At 47.8% G+C, this 21298-nt stretch carries 16 protein-coding genes, 1 pseudogene and 1 riboswitch; of the genes and pseudogenes, 1 reads left to right on the top strand and 16 read right to left on the bottom strand.

Translation table 11 applies throughout. The annotated features are described in order from the left end of the window. From FHS16_RS31935 to FHS16_RS23005, 11 genes and pseudogenes are all read right to left on the bottom strand, one after another. Window positions 1-97: pseudogene (locus FHS16_RS31935) on the bottom strand (flagellin); the annotation flags it as partial. A 120-nt stretch (window positions 98-217) separates the two neighbouring features. Next, window positions 218-454 (bottom strand): carbon storage regulator CsrA, encoded by a 237-nt coding sequence (csrA, locus tag FHS16_RS23050; RefSeq protein WP_183568397.1) that lies wholly within the window; start codon window positions 452-454, stop codon window positions 218-220. A 1-nt stretch (window position 455) separates the two neighbouring features. After that, a complete protein-coding gene (fliW, locus tag FHS16_RS23045; protein ID WP_183568394.1) occupies window positions 456-899 on the bottom strand; it encodes a flagellar assembly protein FliW in 444 nt (147 codons plus the stop codon). A 113-nt stretch (window positions 900-1012) separates the two neighbouring features. Continuing rightward, window positions 1013-1921, bottom strand: a complete 909-nt coding sequence (gene flgL, locus FHS16_RS23040) for a flagellar hook-associated protein FlgL (protein ID WP_183568391.1) — start codon at window positions 1919-1921, stop codon at window positions 1013-1015. Between the two features lie 73 nt (window positions 1922-1994). Continuing rightward, window positions 1995-3524 carry a flagellar hook-associated protein FlgK gene (flgK, locus tag FHS16_RS23035; RefSeq protein WP_183568388.1) on the bottom strand — a complete coding sequence of 510 codons (1530 nt, stop codon included), beginning with the start codon at window positions 3522-3524 and terminating at the stop codon, window positions 1995-1997. A 15-nt stretch (window positions 3525-3539) separates the two neighbouring features. Further along, window positions 3540-4037 carry a flagellar protein FlgN gene (locus FHS16_RS23030; RefSeq protein ID WP_183568385.1) on the bottom strand — a complete coding sequence of 166 codons (498 nt, stop codon included), beginning with the start codon at window positions 4035-4037 and terminating at the stop codon, window positions 3540-3542. Between the two features lie 15 nt (window positions 4038-4052). Next, window positions 4053-4331, bottom strand: a complete 279-nt coding sequence (gene flgM / locus FHS16_RS23025; protein ID WP_183568382.1) for a flagellar biosynthesis anti-sigma factor FlgM — start codon at window positions 4329-4331, stop codon at window positions 4053-4055. A gap of 108 nt (window positions 4332-4439) precedes the next feature. Continuing rightward, a complete protein-coding gene (locus tag FHS16_RS23020; RefSeq protein WP_183568379.1) occupies window positions 4440-4859 on the bottom strand; it encodes a TIGR03826 family flagellar region protein in 420 nt (139 codons plus the stop codon). 113 nt (window positions 4860-4972) lie between these two features. Then, window positions 4973-5866 (bottom strand): ComFC family protein, encoded by an 894-nt coding sequence (locus tag FHS16_RS23015; protein WP_183568376.1) that lies wholly within the window; start codon window positions 5864-5866, stop codon window positions 4973-4975. Continuing rightward, entirely contained in the window at window positions 5863-8064 is a 2202-nt protein-coding gene (locus FHS16_RS23010) for a helicase-related protein (protein ID WP_183568373.1), read from the bottom strand. The genes FHS16_RS23015 and FHS16_RS23010 overlap by 4 nt, the downstream gene beginning before the upstream one ends. Before the next feature lie 162 nt (window positions 8065-8226). Then, window positions 8227-8688: a hypothetical protein gene (locus FHS16_RS23005; RefSeq protein ID WP_183568370.1), complete on the bottom strand. Its 462-nt coding sequence runs from the start codon at window positions 8686-8688 to the stop codon at window positions 8227-8229. A 244-nt stretch (window positions 8689-8932) separates the two neighbouring features. Continuing rightward, a riboswitch (cyclic di-GMP riboswitch) is annotated at window positions 8933-9016 on the top strand. Between the two features lie 30 nt (window positions 9017-9046). On the opposite strand from FHS16_RS23005, the gene FHS16_RS23000 reads away from it, so the two are divergent. Beyond that, a complete protein-coding gene (locus tag FHS16_RS23000; protein WP_183568367.1) occupies window positions 9047-10516 on the top strand; it encodes a SpaA isopeptide-forming pilin-related protein in 1470 nt (489 codons plus the stop codon). 107 nt (window positions 10517-10623) lie between these two features. On the opposite strand, the gene FHS16_RS22995 is transcribed toward FHS16_RS23000, so the two are convergent. From FHS16_RS22995 to metK, 5 genes are all read right to left on the bottom strand, one after another. Beyond that, window positions 10624-11352, bottom strand: a complete 729-nt coding sequence (locus FHS16_RS22995) for a response regulator (RefSeq protein WP_281379167.1) — start codon at window positions 11350-11352, stop codon at window positions 10624-10626. Between the two features lie 7 nt (window positions 11353-11359). Further along, on the bottom strand, window positions 11360-12520 hold the full coding sequence (locus FHS16_RS22990; RefSeq protein ID WP_183568364.1) for a sensor histidine kinase: 1161 nt from the start codon (window positions 12518-12520) through the stop codon (window positions 11360-11362). A 76-nt stretch (window positions 12521-12596) separates the two neighbouring features. Then, a complete protein-coding gene (locus FHS16_RS22985; RefSeq protein WP_183568361.1) occupies window positions 12597-15311 on the bottom strand; it encodes a stalk domain-containing protein in 2715 nt (904 codons plus the stop codon). A gap of 177 nt (window positions 15312-15488) precedes the next feature. Next, a complete protein-coding gene (locus FHS16_RS22980; protein ID WP_183568358.1) occupies window positions 15489-19871 on the bottom strand; it encodes an Ig-like domain-containing protein in 4383 nt (1460 codons plus the stop codon). Between the two features lie 180 nt (window positions 19872-20051). Next, on the bottom strand, window positions 20052-21266 hold the full coding sequence (gene metK / locus FHS16_RS22975) for a methionine adenosyltransferase (protein WP_183568354.1): 1215 nt from the start codon (window positions 21264-21266) through the stop codon (window positions 20052-20054). Window positions 21267-21298 lie beyond the last annotated feature (32 nt).

Here is a 21298-nt window from a genome sequence, read left to right as displayed (position 1 = left end):
CGGAAGATAGTTTCTCCATCGATTTGCCAGCAGCGGCGTTGTTAAGGCCCATGTTACGGTGAGTGTTCAAAGCTGTAATATTGTGGTTTATACGCATTGTAATTTCCTCCTTGAAATGGTTATTTAGTCCCACATCCATGTGGTAAGCTTTATGTAGTTGCCCCAATAAGCCCTATGTCTATTATCGGTGTTATTCCGCAATTGTTTATAGCTAAATTTATTCTTTTTTCATTTTTTTGAACTGATTAATGAGCTCGCTGGCAGTAATACTCGATTTTTCTGCGTTTTGATTCATGCTCTCTACTGAAACATAGAGCTCCTTACGCAAGATCCCTACTTCTCCCGGTGCTTTTATCCCAATCCTCACCGTATCCCCCGTTAGCTCCAATATGCTTATTTCAATATCATCACCTACGAGTATTGATTCGCCTTTCTTTCTCGTCAATACAAGCATATCATTCTCCCCCTACCGATACGCGTTTAGAAAACAACGGTTGATGAATAGAATAGCCGCCATTCGGCAATATATACTGCATGCCTGTACGATCCGTTGTATTAATAATAATAGGCGCAGCCAAATTCATCGTTGCAGCAGCCAACTCACCCTGGACATTGATTATGTTATAGACCTGAATCTGTTCCTTGCTATGTAGACTCATCGCTTCTATCAATTGTTCTGGCAGGTCAAACTGATATTCATGGAAAAAATCAAAAGGAGAAGCGATAATAAAGGCCAGGGCCCCCTCCTCCACTGACTGCAGATAATGGAATGGACTCTCCTCTATAACGACAATCGTATAATTCTGATATTTTTTAAAACCTGGCATGCCTCCAGAAAAGGTAATCACCTTTTCTTCTTCATATTCCAATAAACCAAATCTGCTTGTTTCGAATACCATGATGTTCACGCTCCAATTATGTATTTACTAATAGAAGAAGCTACAGCATCGTTACCGATTCCATAGCTTCATTATATACCATATCGTTATTTCATCTATTTGAGCCGCTTATACTACCGTAAAAAATCGACCAAGGATTTACTAATGACCTTCGCACCCACGGAAAGAGAAGCCTCGTAAATAGTTTGACTCGTTGTAGAATCAATCAGCACCTGCTCCAAATCAGCATCCTCAACTTTAGATTGCATATCCGTTAGGCTAAGCTTGAAATCCGCTATTCTGGCTTGCATCAATTCAACGCGATTGGCCTTGGCTCCGATTTGAGCACGGCCATTTAACATCCTATCGTAGCTACTCTCAATATTCGGAATTTCAGAAGAAATACCATTGTAATTTCCGTTATTTAATTGAGTGGTAATGCGATCAATAACTGCAAATACATTATCTGCTGCATTAGCGGCACCGAATACATCATTGCCTGTAAGGCTAATTCCTATCTTCACGTCAGTACCCACTGAATAATTAACAGATGTATTATCCGTTACGATCGCTTTTGCATCAAAAAGCGGATTAGTCGTATCATAAGGTATTCTATCGAACATTTCTCCGTTAAATATATACTTTCCGTTCATTTTACTATTGGCAATATCAATCATTTGATTTTTCAGCTCTGCAACTTCACTTTTCACAGCATCAAGCGCTTCTTGCGGATTGGTACCGTTAGAAGCCTGCGCTGTTAATTCCTTCAATCGTTGCATGATATCCCCAGCCTGGTTGATAACTGTATCCGTAAAATCAAGCCATGATGCAGCCTGGCCTGTATTTTTCTCGAATTGCTCGTTACTTGACAGCTCTGACCGATAACGCAAGGAGTAAGTAATACCTACCGGATCATCTGATGCTTTGTTTAGCTTAAGTCCTGATGATGCTTGCTGCTGAATAGAAGCCATCGACTTTAAGTTCGTGTTGATGTTGCGGGAAAGCTGCGAGTGCATCATTCCCTGCGTAATTCTAAGCGCCATAACGAAGCCTCCTGTTTATAGATATATACGATCGAATGATATAAAGTAAGCTCGTTAGATATTCATAGAAAGATTAACGGCCTACTGTACCTGTGCCATTAATCAACTTATCCAGCATTTCGTCAAAAGTCGTCATAAAACGTGCTGCAGCCGTGTAGGCATATTGATATTTAATCATATCCGACATTTCCTCATCCAATGAAACGCCGCTAATCGACATCCTACTGCTATCTACTTGAGCCAATTGCGCTTCTGCATTCGCGTTATCCCGCATGGCTGCTTGGCTTTTGACCCCCAAAGCACCAACTACGGCGCTATAGAAATCACCAACTGTAGCAATCTTCACTGTTCCGCCCGATGCAGTCTCATCGAATGAAAACTTCGAATCCGATAATTGTCCCATCAGAAGAGCTAAGCTATTATTACCTTTTACTACTGTCGCTACGCCGTTCACCGCAGTTGTTCTCATCGAAGATGCAATTTTATTGGAATCGACTGCAATGCTAGCATTCAACTGTATGCTTGCAGCCGTAATCGTAGTCGAACCATTCTTCATTGTAAAAATATCTTCGCCTACCGTCGCTGGATCCGTTAGCGTGTAGCCGAGCTTATGGAGACCATTAATACCTTTTACGATCATCACTTGGTCTGTTGCGGTAGGAGTCGTTGTTCCCGGCAGAACGGAGCCAGCAGGTATCGTTACTTCGACGTCACCATTTGCAATGGTATTTGCTAGTGTGTCCAACTGTTGTAAAAACTCGCCTACATCATTCAACGAGGTATACATACCATGCACTTTACCGCCTGTTAATGTCCCACCGGCGAAAGCCGTTGCAAGCGTTGCAGGAGTCAATGCCGTGGAAGCCTCTCCCTCTACTAGCGGAGCTCCTCCCATTGTAATCGAATAGCCATCTGCTGTTTCCACAACATTAACATTCACAAGATTGGAGAGCTGGTCAGTGAGATAATCACGTTGATCCCGTAAGTCATTTGCATTATCGCCGAGCGACTCAATTTTTTTAATTTGTGCATTCAGCGACGCAATTGAGTTTGATAACGTATTTGCTTCCGCTGCTGTTGCATCTATATTCGAATTCAGGTCATCTTGCAAGTCAGTCAGCTGACCGCTCAAGCCATTGAACGTATCAGTCAGTGCCTGTGTGCGTTCTACCAAAATCTCTCGGGCAGTTACGTTCTCTGGATCTTTACTTAAATCAGACCATGCATCCCAGAAACCAGATAACACCGTTCGGATACTTGTTTCCGATGGCTCGTTAACAAACGACTCAAGCTTGCTTAACGTGTCCGCTTGTATGGCAGTGCTGCCTGCAATATCAGATTGCTCACGATATTGAGCATCCAAAAAAGCATCCCGAATTCGTGTAATCGACGTATATTCTACACCTGTTCCCAATTGTCCTGGGGCATTTGATTTAGACATGCCATACGCTTCAATTGGTCTCGTAGCTACCATAGTGACCTTTTGTCTAGTGTATCCAGGTGTGTTGGCATTTGATATGTTATGGCTAAGCGTACTTAAAGCTACCTGTTGGGTGATCAAGCTCCGCTTAGATGTTTCCAAGGAATGAAATGTTGAGGTCATCGGCTTGCCTCCTTCTTAAGCTCTGCTGTCAAAAATTTTATTCCTTCTATTGCCGGCTTGTTGATTCATTGGATGCTTGTATACGAGATCCTCATTGGGGTCATCCACCATTAAACCAATCGAAAAATCTAAGAAATCAAGAGACTGCTGGATGAGCTGCTGGTTCAAATCGTTGGTTTGCTTTAACTCAGTCAACAATTTGGCAAGCTTTCCATGCATGAGCGTGAGCTCTTCTTTCTCATTCGGAATGGTAACCGCTTTTATTAGCTCTGAAAGTACGCCGCTTCGGATTCGAAAACCGATTTCTTTAATGTAACGAACCGTAAGAAGAACTCTTTGTTGCTCTAGCTTTTCCGCATTTGCAGCCAGTAACTTTTCCTTCTGGGTAAGAACATTCAAAGGAAGTACATCATTCTTCATAATTAGAGCCTTTTTCTTTATCTCTATTTCAAGAAGCTGCTCATAGAGCTTGTACTGCTGCTGAAGAGTATCTATGATTTGAGAAACAGACATTCTTCTTCACCCGTTCTATTCTGATTGTTTTTTTCCGAGATAAGGAAGAAGCTTCTCAGCGATTTTCCCCGCCTCCACATGATATGTGCCTGATGTTACTGCGTTCTTCAGCTCTTCTATATGCTTGATTCTGTCCGCTCCGCTTGCTTTGCTCGTCGTGAGTAACTCCTTAGCAGCAGCAGAAATTTGCACCTCATCCTTCTGTTTCGCTTTATCCGAAGCACCTACACGAGCATCCTTTTGCTTTTGGTAAGGATTAACTCCACCGATCCGATTCGTCTCATTTATTTTCATCTTATCCACCTCATTCATCTACAGGAACTAAAAAAGCCGATTACCTTTACAAGTATTATCGGCTTCAGTCAAGTGAAATTTTATAGGCAAGGAAATATTAGCAAAAACTCATTTATTATCTTTGTACCTGTCGAGCCCTTTATATACGCCAGTCGGATTATAGGCGCCCTTAAGATCTTCTTTTCTTGCGATATCCTGAAACATCTGCTTTTTGTCTTTCTCAATTCGCTGGCGGCAGTTTTCGCACAGATTTTGCTCCCGAATCAGGTTGCCACATGACTCACACGGGTACGACATATTCGGTGCGTTCATAATTGAGATACGGCCTTCGCGTATAAACTTCGTTATTTGCTTGACGGATACGCCCGTTGCATCTGCTACCTCTGTTATAATAGAACCTTTGAATTCACGCAAATAGTTTGCGCAAAGTTCATACTCTTTATCAATATCACGCACGCATGACGGGCATACGTCTCTAAAGTTTTTGGCAAAAAGCTTTCCGCAGCGAGGACAATTATCCAAGTTCATCGCTCTGAGCCCTCCTTTTATGGTCAAACAAATCAGTTATTACCATTATTCTAATCGAAAGCGCCGACATTTTCACTATGAATCTATTTGCATGAGTTTGGGTCATCATATATTCAGGAGCGTGCCCATGTCAAAACATAAATCTCAATCGGTAAAACAGCAGCCTTTAACAAAGCCTGCGAACACGCTTCTGCGGTGCTTCCAGTCGTATAGATGTCGTCTATCAAAAGAATCCGAATTATACAGCTGCTATGAATGGCCTGCAGATGAGAGTAGTCCTTCGGCTTTTGAAGAGTTGCCATTTCAGCTGCTTGCGCATTAAACAGAGATCGCGTGTCACGCTGCCTTTCTGCACGGCTTTTGAAGCTTTGCTTCTCTGTATGGCGCGAACGACTCAACAGCCGCAAGAGCGGGAGGTTAAATCGTCTTGCTATCCCGCCTGCCAGCTGCTCAGCCTGATTAAAACCTCGCTCGATCTCCCGCTCCGAGCTGACCGGTACATAGGAGACAGCGTGCCAGCAATCGGAGAAACTTGAATTGAACTTCATATTCGGGCTGCGGGCGATACTTGTCCTCTGCATGATTTCAACCGTCATTGCTTCAAAAGCGGGCAGAAGCATGTCGGCAAGCAGCGGGGCTAGCCGTTCATTTCCGCGGTATTTATATAAAGCAAGCATTTCCCTCATCGCAGGGCTGTAATGAACCGCGCTGCGGTTGAATTGGAATGCGCCATGCGGACTGCGGATGCAGTCCTCGCATGGAACTCCCCGCCCGCAACGAGTACAGGCGATGCGGGTAAGCCATGGAATTGCGGAGAGGCATGCTCCGCAAAGGGACTGCCGAAGCTGAGGAGTCAGCTTCGCTTGGTCTATGCTGCCCGCGCCGCGAGCAGCGTATTGCGGTTTGCCGCATAGGAGACATGCGGCAGACGTTGGCGCGAGCAGCTGCGCGCCTGCGGCGAAGGCGGATTGCAGCCGCCTGAGCCAATCTAGAGGCGAGACGGTCATCGGTGCGAGCCTCCTTTGCCGCTGGGGAGCAGATAGCCCTGCTTGCGAGCCATGCGGTTCATGGTTTGGATGTGGCTGACGGCTTGCTGCTGCGGCCGATTGCGCTCCCGGCTGCAGAAATAGACGCTGCCGAAGGGATCATCCACCGATCTGCCCGCCCTGCCCGCCATCTGCACCAATGAAGCCTCGTCAAATAGACTTCCGTCTGCATCGAGGATGTAGACATCGCTTTTGGGAATCGTGACCCCTCTCTCCAGAATAGTTGTTGTGACAAGCACTCGAATATCTCTAGCGCGGAAACGTTGTACTTTATCCGTACGCTCTGCGTCCTGCGAAGAAGTAGCCGATACCGCTAAACAAAATAAAGCAGCCCTCAGCAGCACGGCCATCGGTTCTGTTTGTGCAATTTGCTGCACGAATACAAATAGCTGGGCTCCTCGGGAGAGAGAGTCCTGCAAGGCGGATAGCAGCTTTGCAGGCAGCCTCTTCTGCTGCAGCATTTGCTTTACTGTCGGCGTCTGGAGCAGCTTAGGCACTGGCAGCGGATGGCGATGATACCGCACTGGGACTCTTGCGTGCGGCAGCCTGCCTCGCTTGGCTGCCCGCTGCAGCTCGCTCGGCGGTGTAGCGGATAGTAGCAGCCGCGCCGCGCCTGGCGCGCAGCTTTTGTCAGCTGCATAGTGCAGAAGGGGATCGCCGGCAAAAGGAAATGCATCCAGCTCGTCGACGACGACTAGATCAAAGCCCTGATAAAAACGAAGCAGCTGATGCGTGGTAGCCAGCGTTATATCGCCGCATTCCCAGCGCTGCTCGCTGCCGCCGTATAAGGTAACCACGGCTGCGCTTGGGAACGCTTTGCGTATTCGGGGATCGAGCTCAATGACGACATCACGGCGCGGCGTTGCGATGAGCACCTTGCCGCCCCGCAGCAGAACGGACTCTACTAGAGGGAATATTATCTCGGTTTTGCCCGCTCCTGTTACGGCCCACAGAAGAAACTCTCTTGGTCCCTCCTCTCGCCCTTCTGGCTTATTATCCCTGCCCACATATGACGCCTCAACAAACTGCAAAGCTTTCGCTGCCGCTGCTGTCTGCGCAGGACTAAGCTGCCATTTGTCTAACCGCTGCTCATGGGACAGCACCCTGCGCCCCCTCGCATCGCTTCTCTCCGCTCCATGAAGACCCGGGCGCTGCCCTGTAACCAGCAGCTCGCATTCCCGGCTCCGCCCCATCCCAATGCACGCCGTGCAATAGGCGCACACCCTCCCGCACGCAGCGCATGCCGTGCGGTGCATGGCCGCCTCACCGCTCCCGCAGCGCAGACATCTGCGCTCGCGCCTGCGGCGTCCCTGCGCACCCGATCGCCCGCCATCCGCGGCGGCGATCGATCCGCCCAGGCGCACCTGCCCGAGCAGCGCGGCAAGCTGCAGCATTTCGCTCCAGCCTGCCGCGGCGCCGGGTCCGCCCGCGCCGGACAACAGGGCGTGCGCTTCACTGCGGAGCAGCGCACGTCCCTGCAGCATAGACGCGGCGCACTTCGCCCCCGCCGCGAGCCCTTCCAGTTCCGCTCGCATCCCCCTGCTTTCACCCCACTCTATTCTACCGCCCACTCCTCCCCGCTCCCCTCGTTCCGCCCACTCATTCACCGCTCCTCGTTCTCTTCGCCTCGCCAAAATGTCGCCTTCTTCGGCCTCTCCCTCCCAACCACTCGATTCTTTCCGCACCCACCGCTCCGCTAAACGCAGCAACCCATCCTCTCCCAGCTTCGCAAGTTTCTTTTGCTTACTGCCAAACCGCAGCCAGCGCCCGAGCCCTGCGTTCTCTTTCCCCTCCTGTGCTATTTGTTTAGCCTGCTTGGCACAGGCAATGAGCAGCTCTATCGCTTCATAGCCATCCCCACAGCTCGCTTCCATTTTCACCTTTACCGCTTCTCTTTTTCGTTTGCCTTGTTGACCGACAGCAGCTTTCACACCGCTCCGCTTAAACACGACAGACTCCCACAGCTCAACAGCCAAACAAGCATCGCCAAGCGGCAGCTCCTCCCTCAGCAGCCAGCCCCATTCTCCCTTATCCTTGTTCAGGCAACCAGCCCCGCCATAATGGCCATCCATCCAAAAATGCCTATCGATCGCAGCATGGATAGACATCTCTGCCTGCCAGCCTCCGCGTGTCATAACCACATAGATCTGAGCCTTCATTCCTTTTCTCCCCCTACGCTTTTCGGCTGAGCATTCAGCGTCTTTTCCATCCATTAAGGCTCGTCTACGCGCCTATAGCGAACAAAAAAAAGCACACCCGATGACGCGCAGCGCGTCATCGGGTGTGCTTCACCCAGAATATTCATTTGCAACAATCATATCCTAAAATGGCATTTTGGACAAATCCGCTGGGTTTTGCAAATCAATCAACACGGCATGGTCCGCTTGCGATACGACGCCTTCGGCTTGCAACAGCCACAATAGCTGAGTGCCATCCACATCCTTCGCCTGTGAGCGCTTACGATCTGAATTTTCGCTATCTGAGTCCGTTGCCTTGCTATGCACCTGAACCACTTTGCCGTCTCTGGAGAAGCGATCGACAATGGCCAGCGTTTCATCGGTTATCCCCTGATCAACAATGGTAAGCCGTATATCCTTGCCCATTCTCCTCGAAAAAGAAAACAACGACCGCATATACCATTCCATATTTTTTTGCCGAACGTCCGCCACCAGCACAAAATGCTTGCTAGCCTGCTTCCTTCCTCGCCAAATGCGAAAAGCCAGATGCACCGACAAAGCAGCCAAAGCATAACAGCCGATGACCAAAAGTAAAACCTCCAACATGGCGGCCACCTCCTCTTGGTGACACTATATGCCGGGAAGAGCCCACTGGTTCCGCCAAAAAGGACAAGATTTCAAAATGGGTGCAGCGCCTCAAAAGTCCTACTCTCAAGGTTATTAATAGTCAAATTCCGACAAAGAAACACCCTTGAGCAATTTACAATATATGTTATCATTTTATTACGTAGACTTGCATATATAAGATATGCGTGAATATGGAAAGGAAGCGGTGATTGACGCTTATTAGATTATCCAGGGAAGCGATGAAGTATAGTCTGTATGTGGACACTTGGATTATATGGAGCGAGTAGTGTAACCGGCCCTCTTAGACCCTACTACTTATCTAAGAGGAGAGTGAATCATGCGTTATTTCAAAAAACAAATGTCATTAAGCTTAGCCATTTTATTAATTTTTTCGCTTGCACTGGGTTCTATTGCCATGGCAGAAGGAGATAACAGCGGCAGCCCTTCCGGGGAAGAGCCTTCCACGGAGAACAGCTGCCAAACCTACTCCTCAGATAGGGAGCATATTACCGCTAGCCACGCCAACATCGTTGACAATGGCAACGGTACGGCGACAGCGACTTTTACCACGACGCAGGATTGCGTACGAGTCAGCTTCTCCTCCTATGCAGGTCCAGCGGATTGGAAGCCAGGTCCAGGTGAAACCACTATACCTTATCTCAAGCAAGTCCATTTCGATGGGCAATCCATCATATATCCGAAAGCAGGAAGCTATGCCATTACGGTCAATCTTCCCGCTTGTCAGCCTTACCAGCTTGATATTTACAGCGGGGACCTGCTCACCCAGCTAGGGGTAGGCGCTCACGGCAACAAGATTAAAGCTTGGAAGCTTAAGCTAACGAGCACCTGCGCAGGCAGCCTTATTATCAATAAACATATCAATAACATTGAAGGAGCGCCCCATGCCGGCATTGCCTTCGAGCTATGGAGCAATGACTCTCTATTCCGAACAGGAACGACAGACGAAAGCGGCATACTGGAGTTCAAGGATCTGCCGATTGGATCTTACGTCCTTAAGGAGTTAACATTAACCGGATTCACAACCGATTTGACCGCCAGCCAGCAAATTGAGGTTACAGCTGCTTCCAGTGCGTTAAAGGTTGTCATCAACACGCCGAAGCTGAAGCTAGATACTGCCTGCTCAGCCGATCCAGAAGCTACAAGAAGCTGGATCGTAACGAATGAAAGCAATATCGAGGTGCCGTTTATATGGGAAGTTCCCGGCTCGAATCAGACAGGCGACGGCAAAATTCCAGGCAACACCTCGGTAACCCTATCCACTTACGCAGTTCAGTCCCATTCAGGAACGTTTGTCAAAGCAGTCAGCACGAATCCGAATACGCTAACCATTTCGTGGGGCAATGAAAAGGAGCTATCGCTCGTAAACGATGGCGAGGCTTGTACAACGCCGACACCAACGCCGTCGACGTCGCCTACTCCTACGCCTACTATTACACCAACGCCTACAGCTTCTGCAACTCCTGACACTTCGCCTACACCATTCTCGACACCTGAGACTACTCCGACCGTAACGCCTTCATCAACGACAACACCGACGGTATCTCCAACGCCTGAGGAAACGGATATTATCGAAATCGAAGATGATGAGCCGCCAGTTGGAGGGGTTGACGATGGTCAGGAGATTGACTCCGCTACCGATACCATTGTTGATGTGAATGATGAACAAGTTCCGCTCGATACATTACCGAAGACAGGCGACACTAGTCCAATTCCGTATTATCTTATCGGCGCATTTGCATTGACAGCTGGATTCATTTCCATACGCAAACAAAAGCAGAGTAAATAACGCTTATTTGCAAACTATCTAGCTGCCAGCTCATTAGACACAGAAACCCCCGCAATCGAGAAGATTGCGGGGGTTTTCTCTATATGTAAATCTAAATGCGATTAAAGCTACAACGTAACCCAGCCATATTTAATCGACTGAATAACAGCTTGCGTACGATCATCAACTTCCATTTTTTGCAAAATGCTGCTCACATGGTTTTTGACTGTTTTCTCGCTGATAAACAAAAATTCGCCGATCAGCTTGTTGCTTTTTCCTTCGGCCATCAACCTTAAAACCTCAGCCTCTCGGCGTGTTAACGGGCTCTCATCGCCAGCAACGAATTTCACGCCCGGCTCTTGGGCTGCTGCTGCGCCTGAAACGATTCCCATCTCGTCCAAGTAAGTCATGCGGCGAAGCTGATTAATAAGCTTGCCCGTTACTTTAGGATGGATATAGGCATGGCCTTGAACGACGGAGCGAATAGCGTTGATAAGCGATTCTGCCTCCATATCTTTCAGCAAATAGCCGGTAGCCCCTTTTCGAAGCGTTTCAAACACATAGCTCTCATCGTCGTGGATAGATAAAATGATAACCTTTACATCGGGAAACAAGCTCTTCAACCGCTCAGTCGTCACGACTCCGTTCTCGATTGGCATATTGATATCCATCAAAACAATCTCAGGAATCGTATGATTGCAAAACTCCATGACTTGAATGCCGTCCCCGCACTCGCCGATAACTTCAAGATCGTCTTCCATATTTAGAATTCGTTTAAGTCCTTCGCGAAATAGCTGGTGGTCATCCGCAAGTAAAATTTTGATTGTATTCATACTGCTTGCAGGTCTCTGGATCATCAACATCTTACTCCTTTCTAGATTCGGCAGTAGTAGGTATATCTATTACAATCTTCGTCCCTCTACCAGGATTTGAGTCTATATCCATCCTTCCCTCAATCAGCTCAATCCGCTCTCTCATTCCAACCAATCCAAAATGTGCATTTCGGGTGGCATCCTGCTCGATTAACTCACTGTGAAACCCAACACCGTTGTCTTGTATAATTAGCGAAATATGCTGTGGCTGATAGTTAATCTCGAGCTTAATGTGAGAAGCGCTAGCATGCTTCAACGCATTCGTGAAAGCTTCTTGTACCAATCGGTATATCGCCGCTTCCATTGCTGAGGGCATTCGAGCGTCTTTGCCAATCAGCTCGAATACGGTATGTATTTTTGTTTTCTCTTCAAAATCCTGTGTAAACTTTCGCAGCGTCGGAACAAGTCCCAGATCATCCAAAGCCATTGGACGCAAATTGAAAATGATTTTGCGAATTTCCTCCAGCCCCGAGCGAACCTGCCCTTTCAAATCTACTAATTCTTCCTGCACCATCACAAATTCCTGCTTGATAAGCATTCGTTCTGCAATTTCTGTTCGAAGCACGATATTGGCGAGTGATTGAGCTGGTCCATCATGAATCTCTCTAGCAATGCGCTTGCGCTCTTCCTCTTGGGCCAATATGATCTTCAACCCTAGCAGCTGCCTGGTTTTGGCTGACTCGATGATTCGGGTAACCTGGTTCAGATCTCCCGCTAAATACTCAAGCACGACATTTATTTGCGACGCAATCGTCTCTGCGCGCTCAATGGAGTTCTCTACATTGCGTACACGCTTCTGCAAATCATCCCGCCTTGCCTTCAGATAGGATTCCTTCTCGCGGTATACCATCAGATCAAGCTGAATTTGCGTTGCCTTCTCATAGGCTGACTTAATGTCATCCTCCTTGTAGCGTACAAAATCCCGGCTAACCTCCGTCAGCCTTATCCGCGCACGGCGATATTCTTGCTCGAGCTGATCAACCTTATCAATCGTCTTCACTGTTTCTTGAAGCACGATTTCAAGCTCCTGCTCCAGCGATTCTAGCTCCGTGCGCGCTGACTCACATATTTCATAAATTTGATATTTGCTGTCTTCCATGACCTCGATTGCATTTTTAATGACTCGATTTATATCGCCTGTAAGGTGGTCCACTGTAGATCGGCAACCTTTCTGTATTAAAGGTTAATCTACTCTATCATACCACAGATGGGATATCTTTCGTCCATCGTTAATCGATGGTAATCTTTTTCGTTTTCCCGTCGTAGCCCACCTTTAGACCTAGTTTTTCCGAAAATAGGCGTACCGGTATCAAGGTGCGATTATTCCGAACAATGGGCGTCACCTCTGAGGTTTGCTTCGCGCCATTTAGAATAAGATCCTTTTTACCTAGTGTCATCTCCATCAGTTTATTGCCGCGAAGCACCGTCACCTGACCCGTCTGTCCATTGAACAAAAGCTGGGAGCCCATGGCGTCCGACACAAACCTAACCGGCACATAAGTGATCCCGTTAAGCACGAGAGGTGCAGAGTCCAGCTTCAACGTTTTCCCATTAACTGCAGCCGTCGTATTGCCTACAGTCATTTCGACCTTTGTCTTCGTATCAACCGTTACTGAAGGCGGATATTGGAGCTTCATATTATCTAGTCCAATTGAACCTACTGGCAGCCGCTCATCTTGGCCTTCCGCAATGGTAACCACATAAATTCGCTTAAGCTTTACGGGAAATTTCATCCCTGCCGATGATAAATTCACCTTAACGTTTTTCCATCCCGTGAAGTCAAGCTGCTTGGCTAAGTCTAGTAGATGTGCTTTTCCATCTGCATCAATGAACTCTGCACGCACCCAGTTCAGGCTGTTGTCACCGAAAAGATCTATCGTCATGGAGGTAGGCGAGCCCTCTATCGCACGGCCATTTGTATTAAACACGGCGTACAATGCCTTTGTTCCCGAGCCATTCGTGAAATCGTAATCCAATCGCAAAGCTTTGGGCGAGGCTTGTCCAGCAAAATCGGAGACAAGCTTCACACCGCCTGTCGTCGTATCCACAGGAGTGACCTGGGACGTGATCGGATAAGCTGTTTTTTCGAAATCCTCGAAGGTGCTGACCGCTTCCCCTTGCGTAAACGGAATCATGGCCGGATACCCGTCATAGCGGGCAATTGCATAACCGGTTGTTGTTCCGGCATTTACCGATTGTACGGTTATGTTGTCTCCAGAAACCGCTGCGGTAAATCCAATAAACTCCCATTTCACGGAGTCAGCGCTGAGCTTATGCGTGCTTCCGTTTTTCAGCTTAATGGTCAGCGGAGCTGTAATGGTCGCTCCTTTTGCCAATACGCCTGCCGTCGTGTCAATGGAGAGAGAGGCGATTTGTTCCTGTCCAATTACTTCAATATCCTGCTTGGTTGTAATCGCTCCAGCCTTCACGCTAAGCGTCGCTTTGCCCGCTTTCGCAGCCGTAAACTCATTGCCATTGAAAGTGCCGACAGCCTTGTCAGAGGTCCATACCGCCGATGAATTGTCTACATCATACGGATTGTAATAAGTATCATATCCCTTCAGCGAATAAGACGACTTTTGACCTATAAGCATCACGTTTGCACCGCTGACATTTATGCCTTTTAGTGTGCCTTTTGGAGCAGAAGTAAAGACGCCAATTCCGTTTGCGACACTTCTTTGCGTGGATCCATATTGCGTAGAATGGGCAAGCTGCAGGGCATAATTGCCAAGCGGACGTTCAATCATCGTTGTTGAGCCGCCGCCGTCCAGATTGACCCCTTTAAAAACACCCAGCTGCAGCATGACTTGCTGAAGCTCCTTTAAGCTTAATCCGGTATTTCCGTTAAAACGCTCGCTGGTGATCAAATATACTTTAGAGCCATCCTTTGAGTAGCCAACGCCCGTTCTGGAAGTATATGACGATCCGCTAACGCCTGTAATATCACGCGAGAACGGTGCGGCTGCACCAGCATTAACGAGCAGCGTATGACCGCCAGCCATCATCTCAAAAGAGGCAGGATCAGCCTTCGCTCCCGTTGTCTGGGATACGAGTGAGTAATCTGCTTTAATCGGCTGACCGATCTGCAAATGCTCCTTCACGTAAGTCGCGGCAGTGCCGTGCGTGCGAAGGATGTAGCCGTCTTCAGGCGCTTTGCCTGCGATTGCTGCGTCGATGGATATCTCTTCAATTATTCCGTTGCGTACAAGGACTTCCGTCGGCGTAGAGCCCGAATTTTTGGGCCGCTCGGTTCCTCCCCATGCACTCGTATAGATATACATCTTATTCACATGGCTGTAGCTTGAGCCTGATGTCTCAGGAACATACGCCGACTGGTTTACTCCCTCCAGCAGGAAGGTAGAGCCATCCGCCGCCGTAACCATGCCTTCGAAGGAATAGTTGTCGATCATCGGCTTCCGTTCCTTTGTTACCGAGAACGCGTACATCCCCTTCAGCTTGGATGGGCTTGACATAAACATGCCGCTTGCGATTTGGCCTCCCATCGGCGCGCCTTCATTGCCCATGACGAATACATCCGCATTGATGGCCGCTACCGCTCCGTTTTCCTTTGACATATTTAGTATCGTGTTGACTTGTCCAATGCTATTGTTTTTTCCGCTTATCGCATTTAAGGATACATACGGATTCGATAGATCGATTTCTATGACATGCACGTCAGTTTGAACCTTAGAGCTTCCTCTTGTTGTATGGAATACGTAGTCTAAGCGCTTGGCTCCTGCTGTAACAAACGATTGCTGTGACAATTTAAGCACTGGGTCGCTTGCCGCAGCCGCTGTTGTTGCGATAACGGACTTTTGCCAGCCTCCTGGCAGTAATGAAGCAACAGGCTGCGCCAGCAGCGCTCCGCCCAACATAACGATAATAATCCGTTTCCCCAAACCTTCTGACTGCCGTTCTTTGTTCTTTTGAGCCTTCTTAACCATTAGATTTGCAACTCTCCCATCCATTAATCTAATAGTTATAGACTACAAAAATGATAGAAAAGTTACGTCTGATAGAAGACTGCTATCGCTTTTTCTTGACTGATAGATATATGCTATGTAATAAAGATACAAAAATGCTCCATTCATCCGATCGATGAATGGAGCTTCCTCGTTTTGTTATGGGGTCAAAAAATTCACTTTCTGCAGAAGACGCATAATCATTATAGTGCCCTCTGCCCGTGTTGCATTTGTTTGCGGGCTTATCGTTGTTGCTGTTTTTCCACCAATAATACCAAGGTGGATCGACTTCGCAACGTCTTCCTTTGCCCACGCGCCTACCTTGCCGCGATCTGAAAACTTTTGCAAATACGAGGCGCTGGATTGTGGAAGCTGTACGGTAAGACCAGCTACTTTAGCCGCCCTGATCATCATAACCGCCATTTCTTGGCGCGTGATCGAACTGTTAGGCTTGAATGTTCCGTCTGTATTGCCTGCTATAATGCCTGCAGCCGATGCGGCTCCAATGTAAGCACCCATGACGGTATTAGTGTTTACATCCTTGAACTTGCCTGCTGCGGATCGGTTGCTGCTGAGGCCAAGTCCCTTTGCGATATAAGTGGCGAATTCGCCTCGAGTCATGTTTTTGCCTGGCTCAAACTTCGTCGCTGAGCGCCCTTCGACAATGAACTTGCGCGACATGATATAAATAGAGCTTGCTGCCCAGTGCTTGGACAGGTCCGAGAAGCTCGCGGCGTTCGATACGAGCGCGTATGCGCTGTTGCCTTTGCGCTTGAACGTAGCTGTTGTCTTGCCGCCGCTATTCACAAATACGGTCGGTACATAAGAGATCCCGCTGGTTGTCGGATCAAACCATACGACCGAGGCATTGCTCGAGCTTACGGCTTGATACGTTTGAAGCGTTCGTGACACATATCCATTGAAATCGTTAAGCGGCTTCTGAACAGACCCGCTCACTACCGTAACATCGAAATGATAGGGACCTGCAATTAAATTCGCATTTAAACTATTTATCTTGGCGTTAATGCTGCTCGTCAGCGTGGACAAGCCTTGGTCAATACGAATGAGCAGCTGGCCCGCAGACCCGTTTCCCCCAAGCAAGGTATTGATCTGGGCAATGTCAGTCGCGTTTAATTGCAGCTCATACGTTGCATCGCCGAACTGAACCGCGAATACCGACTTGGCGTTTATCCGGTAAGCCATATCAAGCGTGCTGACCGGCACTGATACGATGGCAGCGCGCTCCGTTGCTGGCACCTTAAAGGATACGCGCGGAACCGTAATGCCTGCTGTGCGTGCCGTCTGGAAGGCTGTCAATACGATATCATTCGATAAGGTATAACGGTTCGCTTGTACGCCTGCCGGAGACGAGTCCACCGTAACAGCGGCTGCTGATGTTTTTAAGCCGATTCCGCCGCCCTCTGACTCTTCGTAATCGCCTGACAAACCATCTAAAATGGTGGTCTGGTTCGCGGCACTTGCATTGGAGAAGCTGTTTATCGTATTGCCGCTATTCGTTCTAAGACCTGTACCGCTCGAATAATAGGTGATTGTAACGGTTTCTCCAACGCCAATAGGAGAAGCTAGCTTTAAGACTACTGTAGATCCCCCGATATCCACACGGGACACCAATCGAGTAGCATTATTCGCATAGACGAGAAACTGGGATGTTGACGGGATATATCCTCCGTTCAACGATTCTGCGAACGTTAATGTGATCGTAGTGCCTTTTGCAATGATTCCGTAAATGGAACCGTTTTGCCCGCCGCTGCTTCCGCTGCCGGAAGTCATATTCGTAAAGGAAGGCGCAGCATTTCCGGCAAGATCTGTGATTAACGCCATTGCTGCCAAATAGGAGACCGATACCACTTGCCCACTTGAAATAACAGAAGAAAGTGTCAATAATACCGTATCGCCAGAAATACTGACTTGAACAACCGAACGTACGATATTCTCAGCCATAACATTGAATTGGCCAACCGTAGGCACACTTTGTGCATTTAGCGCTTTGTTGTATTTCAAGGCAACGATATTCCCCGATACACTTATTGATTGCAAAGCCGGCTTCCCTGTGTCCGGCACGCTGTTTACGTTGTAATTGCTGAAGGCAGCCAAATAGTTGCCTGCCTTATCGCGTACAGGGTAAGAGCTCGGCGCATAGGAAATGGAAACATTCTCGTAGTTCTGAATCGATCCATTAATAGTTAGCAAAATATTGCTGCCCGTGCTCGCGATAGAAGTAGTCGCATAGCTCACATTGCCGGCTTTAACCGTAAACTGCATATAAGCGTAACTGTTTACCGCCAGCAGCTCTTTGTTGAAGTTTAGAGTTATTGCGCTGCCTGAAGCGGTGCCTCCTGTTACGACCGGCGGTGCAACATCGGTAGCCCCCGCCACATCTTGATTAGAGAAGCTCACGGCTTGATTCCCCGATTTATCTTGGATAAGCCCTACAGCAGCTTTCGAATAAGACAGTTTTACCTGCTGTCCAGATACGATTGGACTGGAGAGTGTCAGATATACGGTTTCTTCCTTTACTTGCACGCCTATAATTGAACGAGGCGCACCGTTTACGGTCGCATAGAAGCTTCCTGTCGAAGGCACGGCATATTCGTTAAGATCTTCATTATAGGAAATCGAGATCGTTGAGCCGCTCCAAGCAAACTTGCTTGCGACAGGCGCAACTATATCCGAGCCAAATGTTTGAAAGGTCCACTGATACTCGTTTAGGATTCCAGCAAACGTATTTCCAGCTAAGTCAGTGACAGAACTTGCATCAATGGATACATAATATTTCGTATTCGACTCGAAGGCTCGTGTTGGCGTTATGATCAACGCATTATTGTTGTTTCCATCTACATAGTAATTAGCAGGAATAGGCTGCAACAGATTATTGCCAATTGGATTAAAGGAGATGGACCCTGCGTCTCCTTTTTTAATTGCCTCGCTAAATGTTGCGGTGAAGGCTTGGGTAAGCCCAACGGATACAGCGTTGTTAACCGGCGTCAATAGAGACAGCGTAGGTCTAACCGTATCCTGTGACACGGTAAAATACCAAGATGCTTCTGTTAAGATGCCAGCATAATAATTTCCGGCTGCGTCTCGTATTGAACGGTTCCCGATTGTGACATAATACTTCGTATTATTCACAAATGCTTTCTCTGATTCACCGACAATCGCTTTATTCGCATCGATCGTTAACTGATACGTGCCGCCGCCGGTCACGCGCTCGGAAGTGATTGGAATCGACCGGAATAAACTGCCCGTTGCCGAATCCCGGATTTCAATGTTGCCGCTGCTCGGAAATACCGGCTCATTAAACGTAATTTGCAATAAAGAGCTGAGACTTGTAATTGAGCTGCCTGATGCGGGCGCAACGACAGTTACGGCAGGCGGCGTAGTCTCATTGCCTGGATCGGTGCTGAAGTTCCACACAGACGCTCCAGAAATGCCGTGGTACCATTGGTCGCCGCTTGGATCAGGCTGGGTAAAGGCACCTGCATCGATTAATACATAATAAGCCGTATTCGCTTCCAGATTAGTGCTTGGAATAATCTTAACGGTGTTGTTCTCGACGACGATTCTGGAGGAAAGCGCACTGAAGCGCTCGAAAGTCGTATTATTGCTAATTCTACGGATTTCGACATTTTTATTTGCGCGTGCTTGCACGTTTTTATCGAATGTTATCGTGAGCGCTGACTGAATAGGCACTGAAGTTGCGTTATCAGCAGGCACGAATGGCGCTGCTACATTCACTGGCGCCGCAGCTGTCGTAAAGCTCCATGAAGCTCCATTGTAAAGATTCCCGGCCGCATCTTGGAAAGCCGTGTTTGGAACTATAATTGTATACGCCGTGTTCGGCTGTAGAGCTGAAGGCGGCTGTATCACGATTTGATTGGTCCCGCTGCCTCTTACTGCGTTGGAAGTAACGGCAATCGTTCGATTGTCCTCCGTCGAGTTGATTAATACATTTCCGCTTGCTACATAGATGGGTTCATCGAATGTGATGATAATCGGTGTAGTAATGGCTGCCGAAGTTCCAGTTGGAGCGAGCGCCGTATGATTGGGCCTTGTCGTATCAACAGCCGCGACGGTTCTAAAATTCCAGCTGCTTGCGCTAATCATTCCTGCGAAGCCGGCTCCATTAGATTGATTAATGAATGCCCCGGCATCAACCAGGATATAGTAGTTCGTATTTAAAGCAAAATGATTAGTCGGGTCTATAGTGACGACACGTTGAGATGAATCAATCGATATGCGGTTTGAGGATAATGGTATGCTCTCCACTAAATTGCTCGTTGCATAATCATAAATGGAAATAGCCGTTGAGCCTGAGCCTTTACTAACATTTTCATCAAAAGTCATCTTAAGGTCGCCTGAGATGGATACATTAATTAGATCATCTGCCGGACTGAGGCTTATGACGGCCGGACCTGTTGCCGCTGCAGACGCTTGCTGCGGTTCTGATCCCCAGCCTGCAAGACTTAGTTGGAGCAGCAGCATAATGGCAATAAATGATGAAAGCTTGCTCGTTCGATTCATTTCAATTCACTCCTCAAAAAATTACATTCGTACCTTATTTGTCGGTTGTTTCACATGAAAAATTTAGGTTAAACTACTTTTTTGTACCGCATGAAAATAAAAAAAGCCGTGTACAAAGCAGACTAGCTACTTTGTACACGGCTTTTGGCGCCTGTAAAGGCCATATAATTATTATCCTGCTTATACGCCGCTTTGAACGCCAGCGTCTGCTTTAAGCTTCTCTGCTTTGTCTACGCGCTCCCAAGGGAGGTCGATATCCGTACGGCCAAAATGTCCGTAAGCAGCGGTTTGTCTATAAATAGGGCGACGAAGGTCAAGCATTTTGATAATGCCTGCAGGACGAAGGTCAAAGTTGCTTGTAATCAAGTCTACAAGCTTGTCTTCGCCGATTTTGCCTGTTCCGTAAGTGTCCACATTGATGGAAACCGGTTGAGCAACACCAATGGCATAAGCCAATTGGATTTCGCATTTGTCAGCCAGGCCTGCAGCAACGATGTTTTTAGCTACATAACGCGCCGCGTAAGCCGCTGAACGGTCAACCTTTGTAGGATCCTTGCCAGAGAATGCGCCGCCGCCATGACGAGCATAACCGCCATACGTGTCAACGATGATCTTACGGCCTGTTAGACCAGCATCGCCTTGTGGTCCGCCAATAACGAAACGGCCAGTCGGGTTAATGAAATATTTGGTTTCTGCATCAAGCCACTCTACAGGAACGACCGGCCTAATAACATGCTCAAGAATATCCTGTTGGATTTGCTCCAACGTAATCTCTTCCGCATGCTGCGTAGAAACAACGATCGTATCTACACGCAATGGCTTACCATCTGCATATTCAATCGTAACTTGCGTTTTACCATCTGGACGAAGGTATGCAAGCGTCTCGTTCTTGCGAACTTCTGACAAGCGACGAGCAATGCGATGTGAAAGCGCAATTGGAAGCGGCATAAGCTCAGGTGTTTCGTTCGTTGCAAATCCAAACATAAGACCTTGGTCGCCTGCGCCGATATCTTCGTTTTCTTGCTTCATGTCTTTGCCGTCACGCGTCTCAAGCGCTGCGTTAACACCTTGTGCAATATCAGCTGACTGCTCGTTAAGCGATGTCAATACTGCACATGTGCTGGAGTCAAAGCCGTATTTGGCACGTGTATAGCCAATTTCTTTAATGGTGCGGCGTGCAATTGCTGAAATATCAACATAATCTGCACGGCTGCTAATTTCACCAATAACTAGAACAAGTCCTGTTGCTACTGAAACCTCACATGCAACACGCGCATGAGGATCTGCTTCAAGAAATGCATCCAAAACAGCATCGGAGATCTGGTCACAGATCTTATCCGGGTGGCCTTCAGTAACGGATTCCGATGTGAACAAGTGGCGTCCTTTAACCGACATTCGTATCAACCTCCTACAACCTTAGTATGAAA

It is taken from the genome of Paenibacillus endophyticus (genome assembly GCF_014192395.1).
Classification (GTDB): Bacteria; Bacillota; Bacilli; order Paenibacillales; family Paenibacillaceae; genus Pristimantibacillus; species Pristimantibacillus endophyticus.
The sequence above is the reverse complement of the archived record's forward strand: the minus strand, read 5'-3'. Positions and strand labels throughout refer to the sequence as shown.

Coding starts and splice junctions, on each gene's coding strand:
- csrA (WP_183568397.1), bottom strand. CDS start 454: ATGCTTGTATTGACGAGAAAGAAAGGCGAATCAATACTCGTAGGTGAT.
- fliW (WP_183568394.1), bottom strand. CDS start 899: ATGGTATTCGAAACAAGCAGATTTGGTTTATTGGAATATGAAGAAGAA.
- flgL (WP_183568391.1), bottom strand. CDS start 1,921: ATGGCGCTTAGAATTACGCAGGGAATGATGCACTCGCAGCTTTCCCGC.
- flgK (WP_183568388.1), bottom strand. CDS start 3,524: ATGACCTCAACATTTCATTCCTTGGAAACATCTAAGCGGAGCTTGATC.
- FHS16_RS23030 (WP_183568385.1), bottom strand. CDS start 4,037: ATGTCTGTTTCTCAAATCATAGATACTCTTCAGCAGCAGTACAAGCTC.
- flgM (WP_183568382.1), bottom strand. CDS start 4,331: ATGAAAATAAATGAGACGAATCGGATCGGTGGAGTTAATCCTTACCAA.
- FHS16_RS23020 (WP_183568379.1), bottom strand. CDS start 4,859: ATGAACTTGGATAATTGTCCTCGCTGCGGAAAGCTTTTTGCCAAAAAC.
- FHS16_RS23015 (WP_183568376.1), bottom strand. CDS start 5,866: ATGACCGTCTCGCCTCTAGATTGGCTCAGGCGGCTGCAATCCGCCTTC.
- FHS16_RS23010 (WP_183568373.1), bottom strand. CDS start 8,064: ATGAAGGCTCAGATCTATGTGGTTATGACACGCGGAGGCTGGCAGGCA.
- FHS16_RS23005 (WP_183568370.1), bottom strand. CDS start 8,688: ATGTTGGAGGTTTTACTTTTGGTCATCGGCTGTTATGCTTTGGCTGCT.
- FHS16_RS23000 (WP_183568367.1), top strand. CDS start 9,047: ATGCGTTATTTCAAAAAACAAATGTCATTAAGCTTAGCCATTTTATTA.
- FHS16_RS22995 (WP_281379167.1), bottom strand. CDS start 11,352: ATGATCCAGAGACCTGCAAGCAGTATGAATACAATCAAAATTTTACTT.
- FHS16_RS22985 (WP_183568361.1), bottom strand. CDS start 15,311: ATGGTTAAGAAGGCTCAAAAGAACAAAGAACGGCAGTCAGAAGGTTTG.
- FHS16_RS22980 (WP_183568358.1), bottom strand. CDS start 19,871: ATGAATCGAACGAGCAAGCTTTCATCATTTATTGCCATTATGCTGCTG.
- metK (WP_183568354.1), bottom strand. CDS start 21,266: ATGTCGGTTAAAGGACGCCACTTGTTCACATCGGAATCCGTTACTGAA.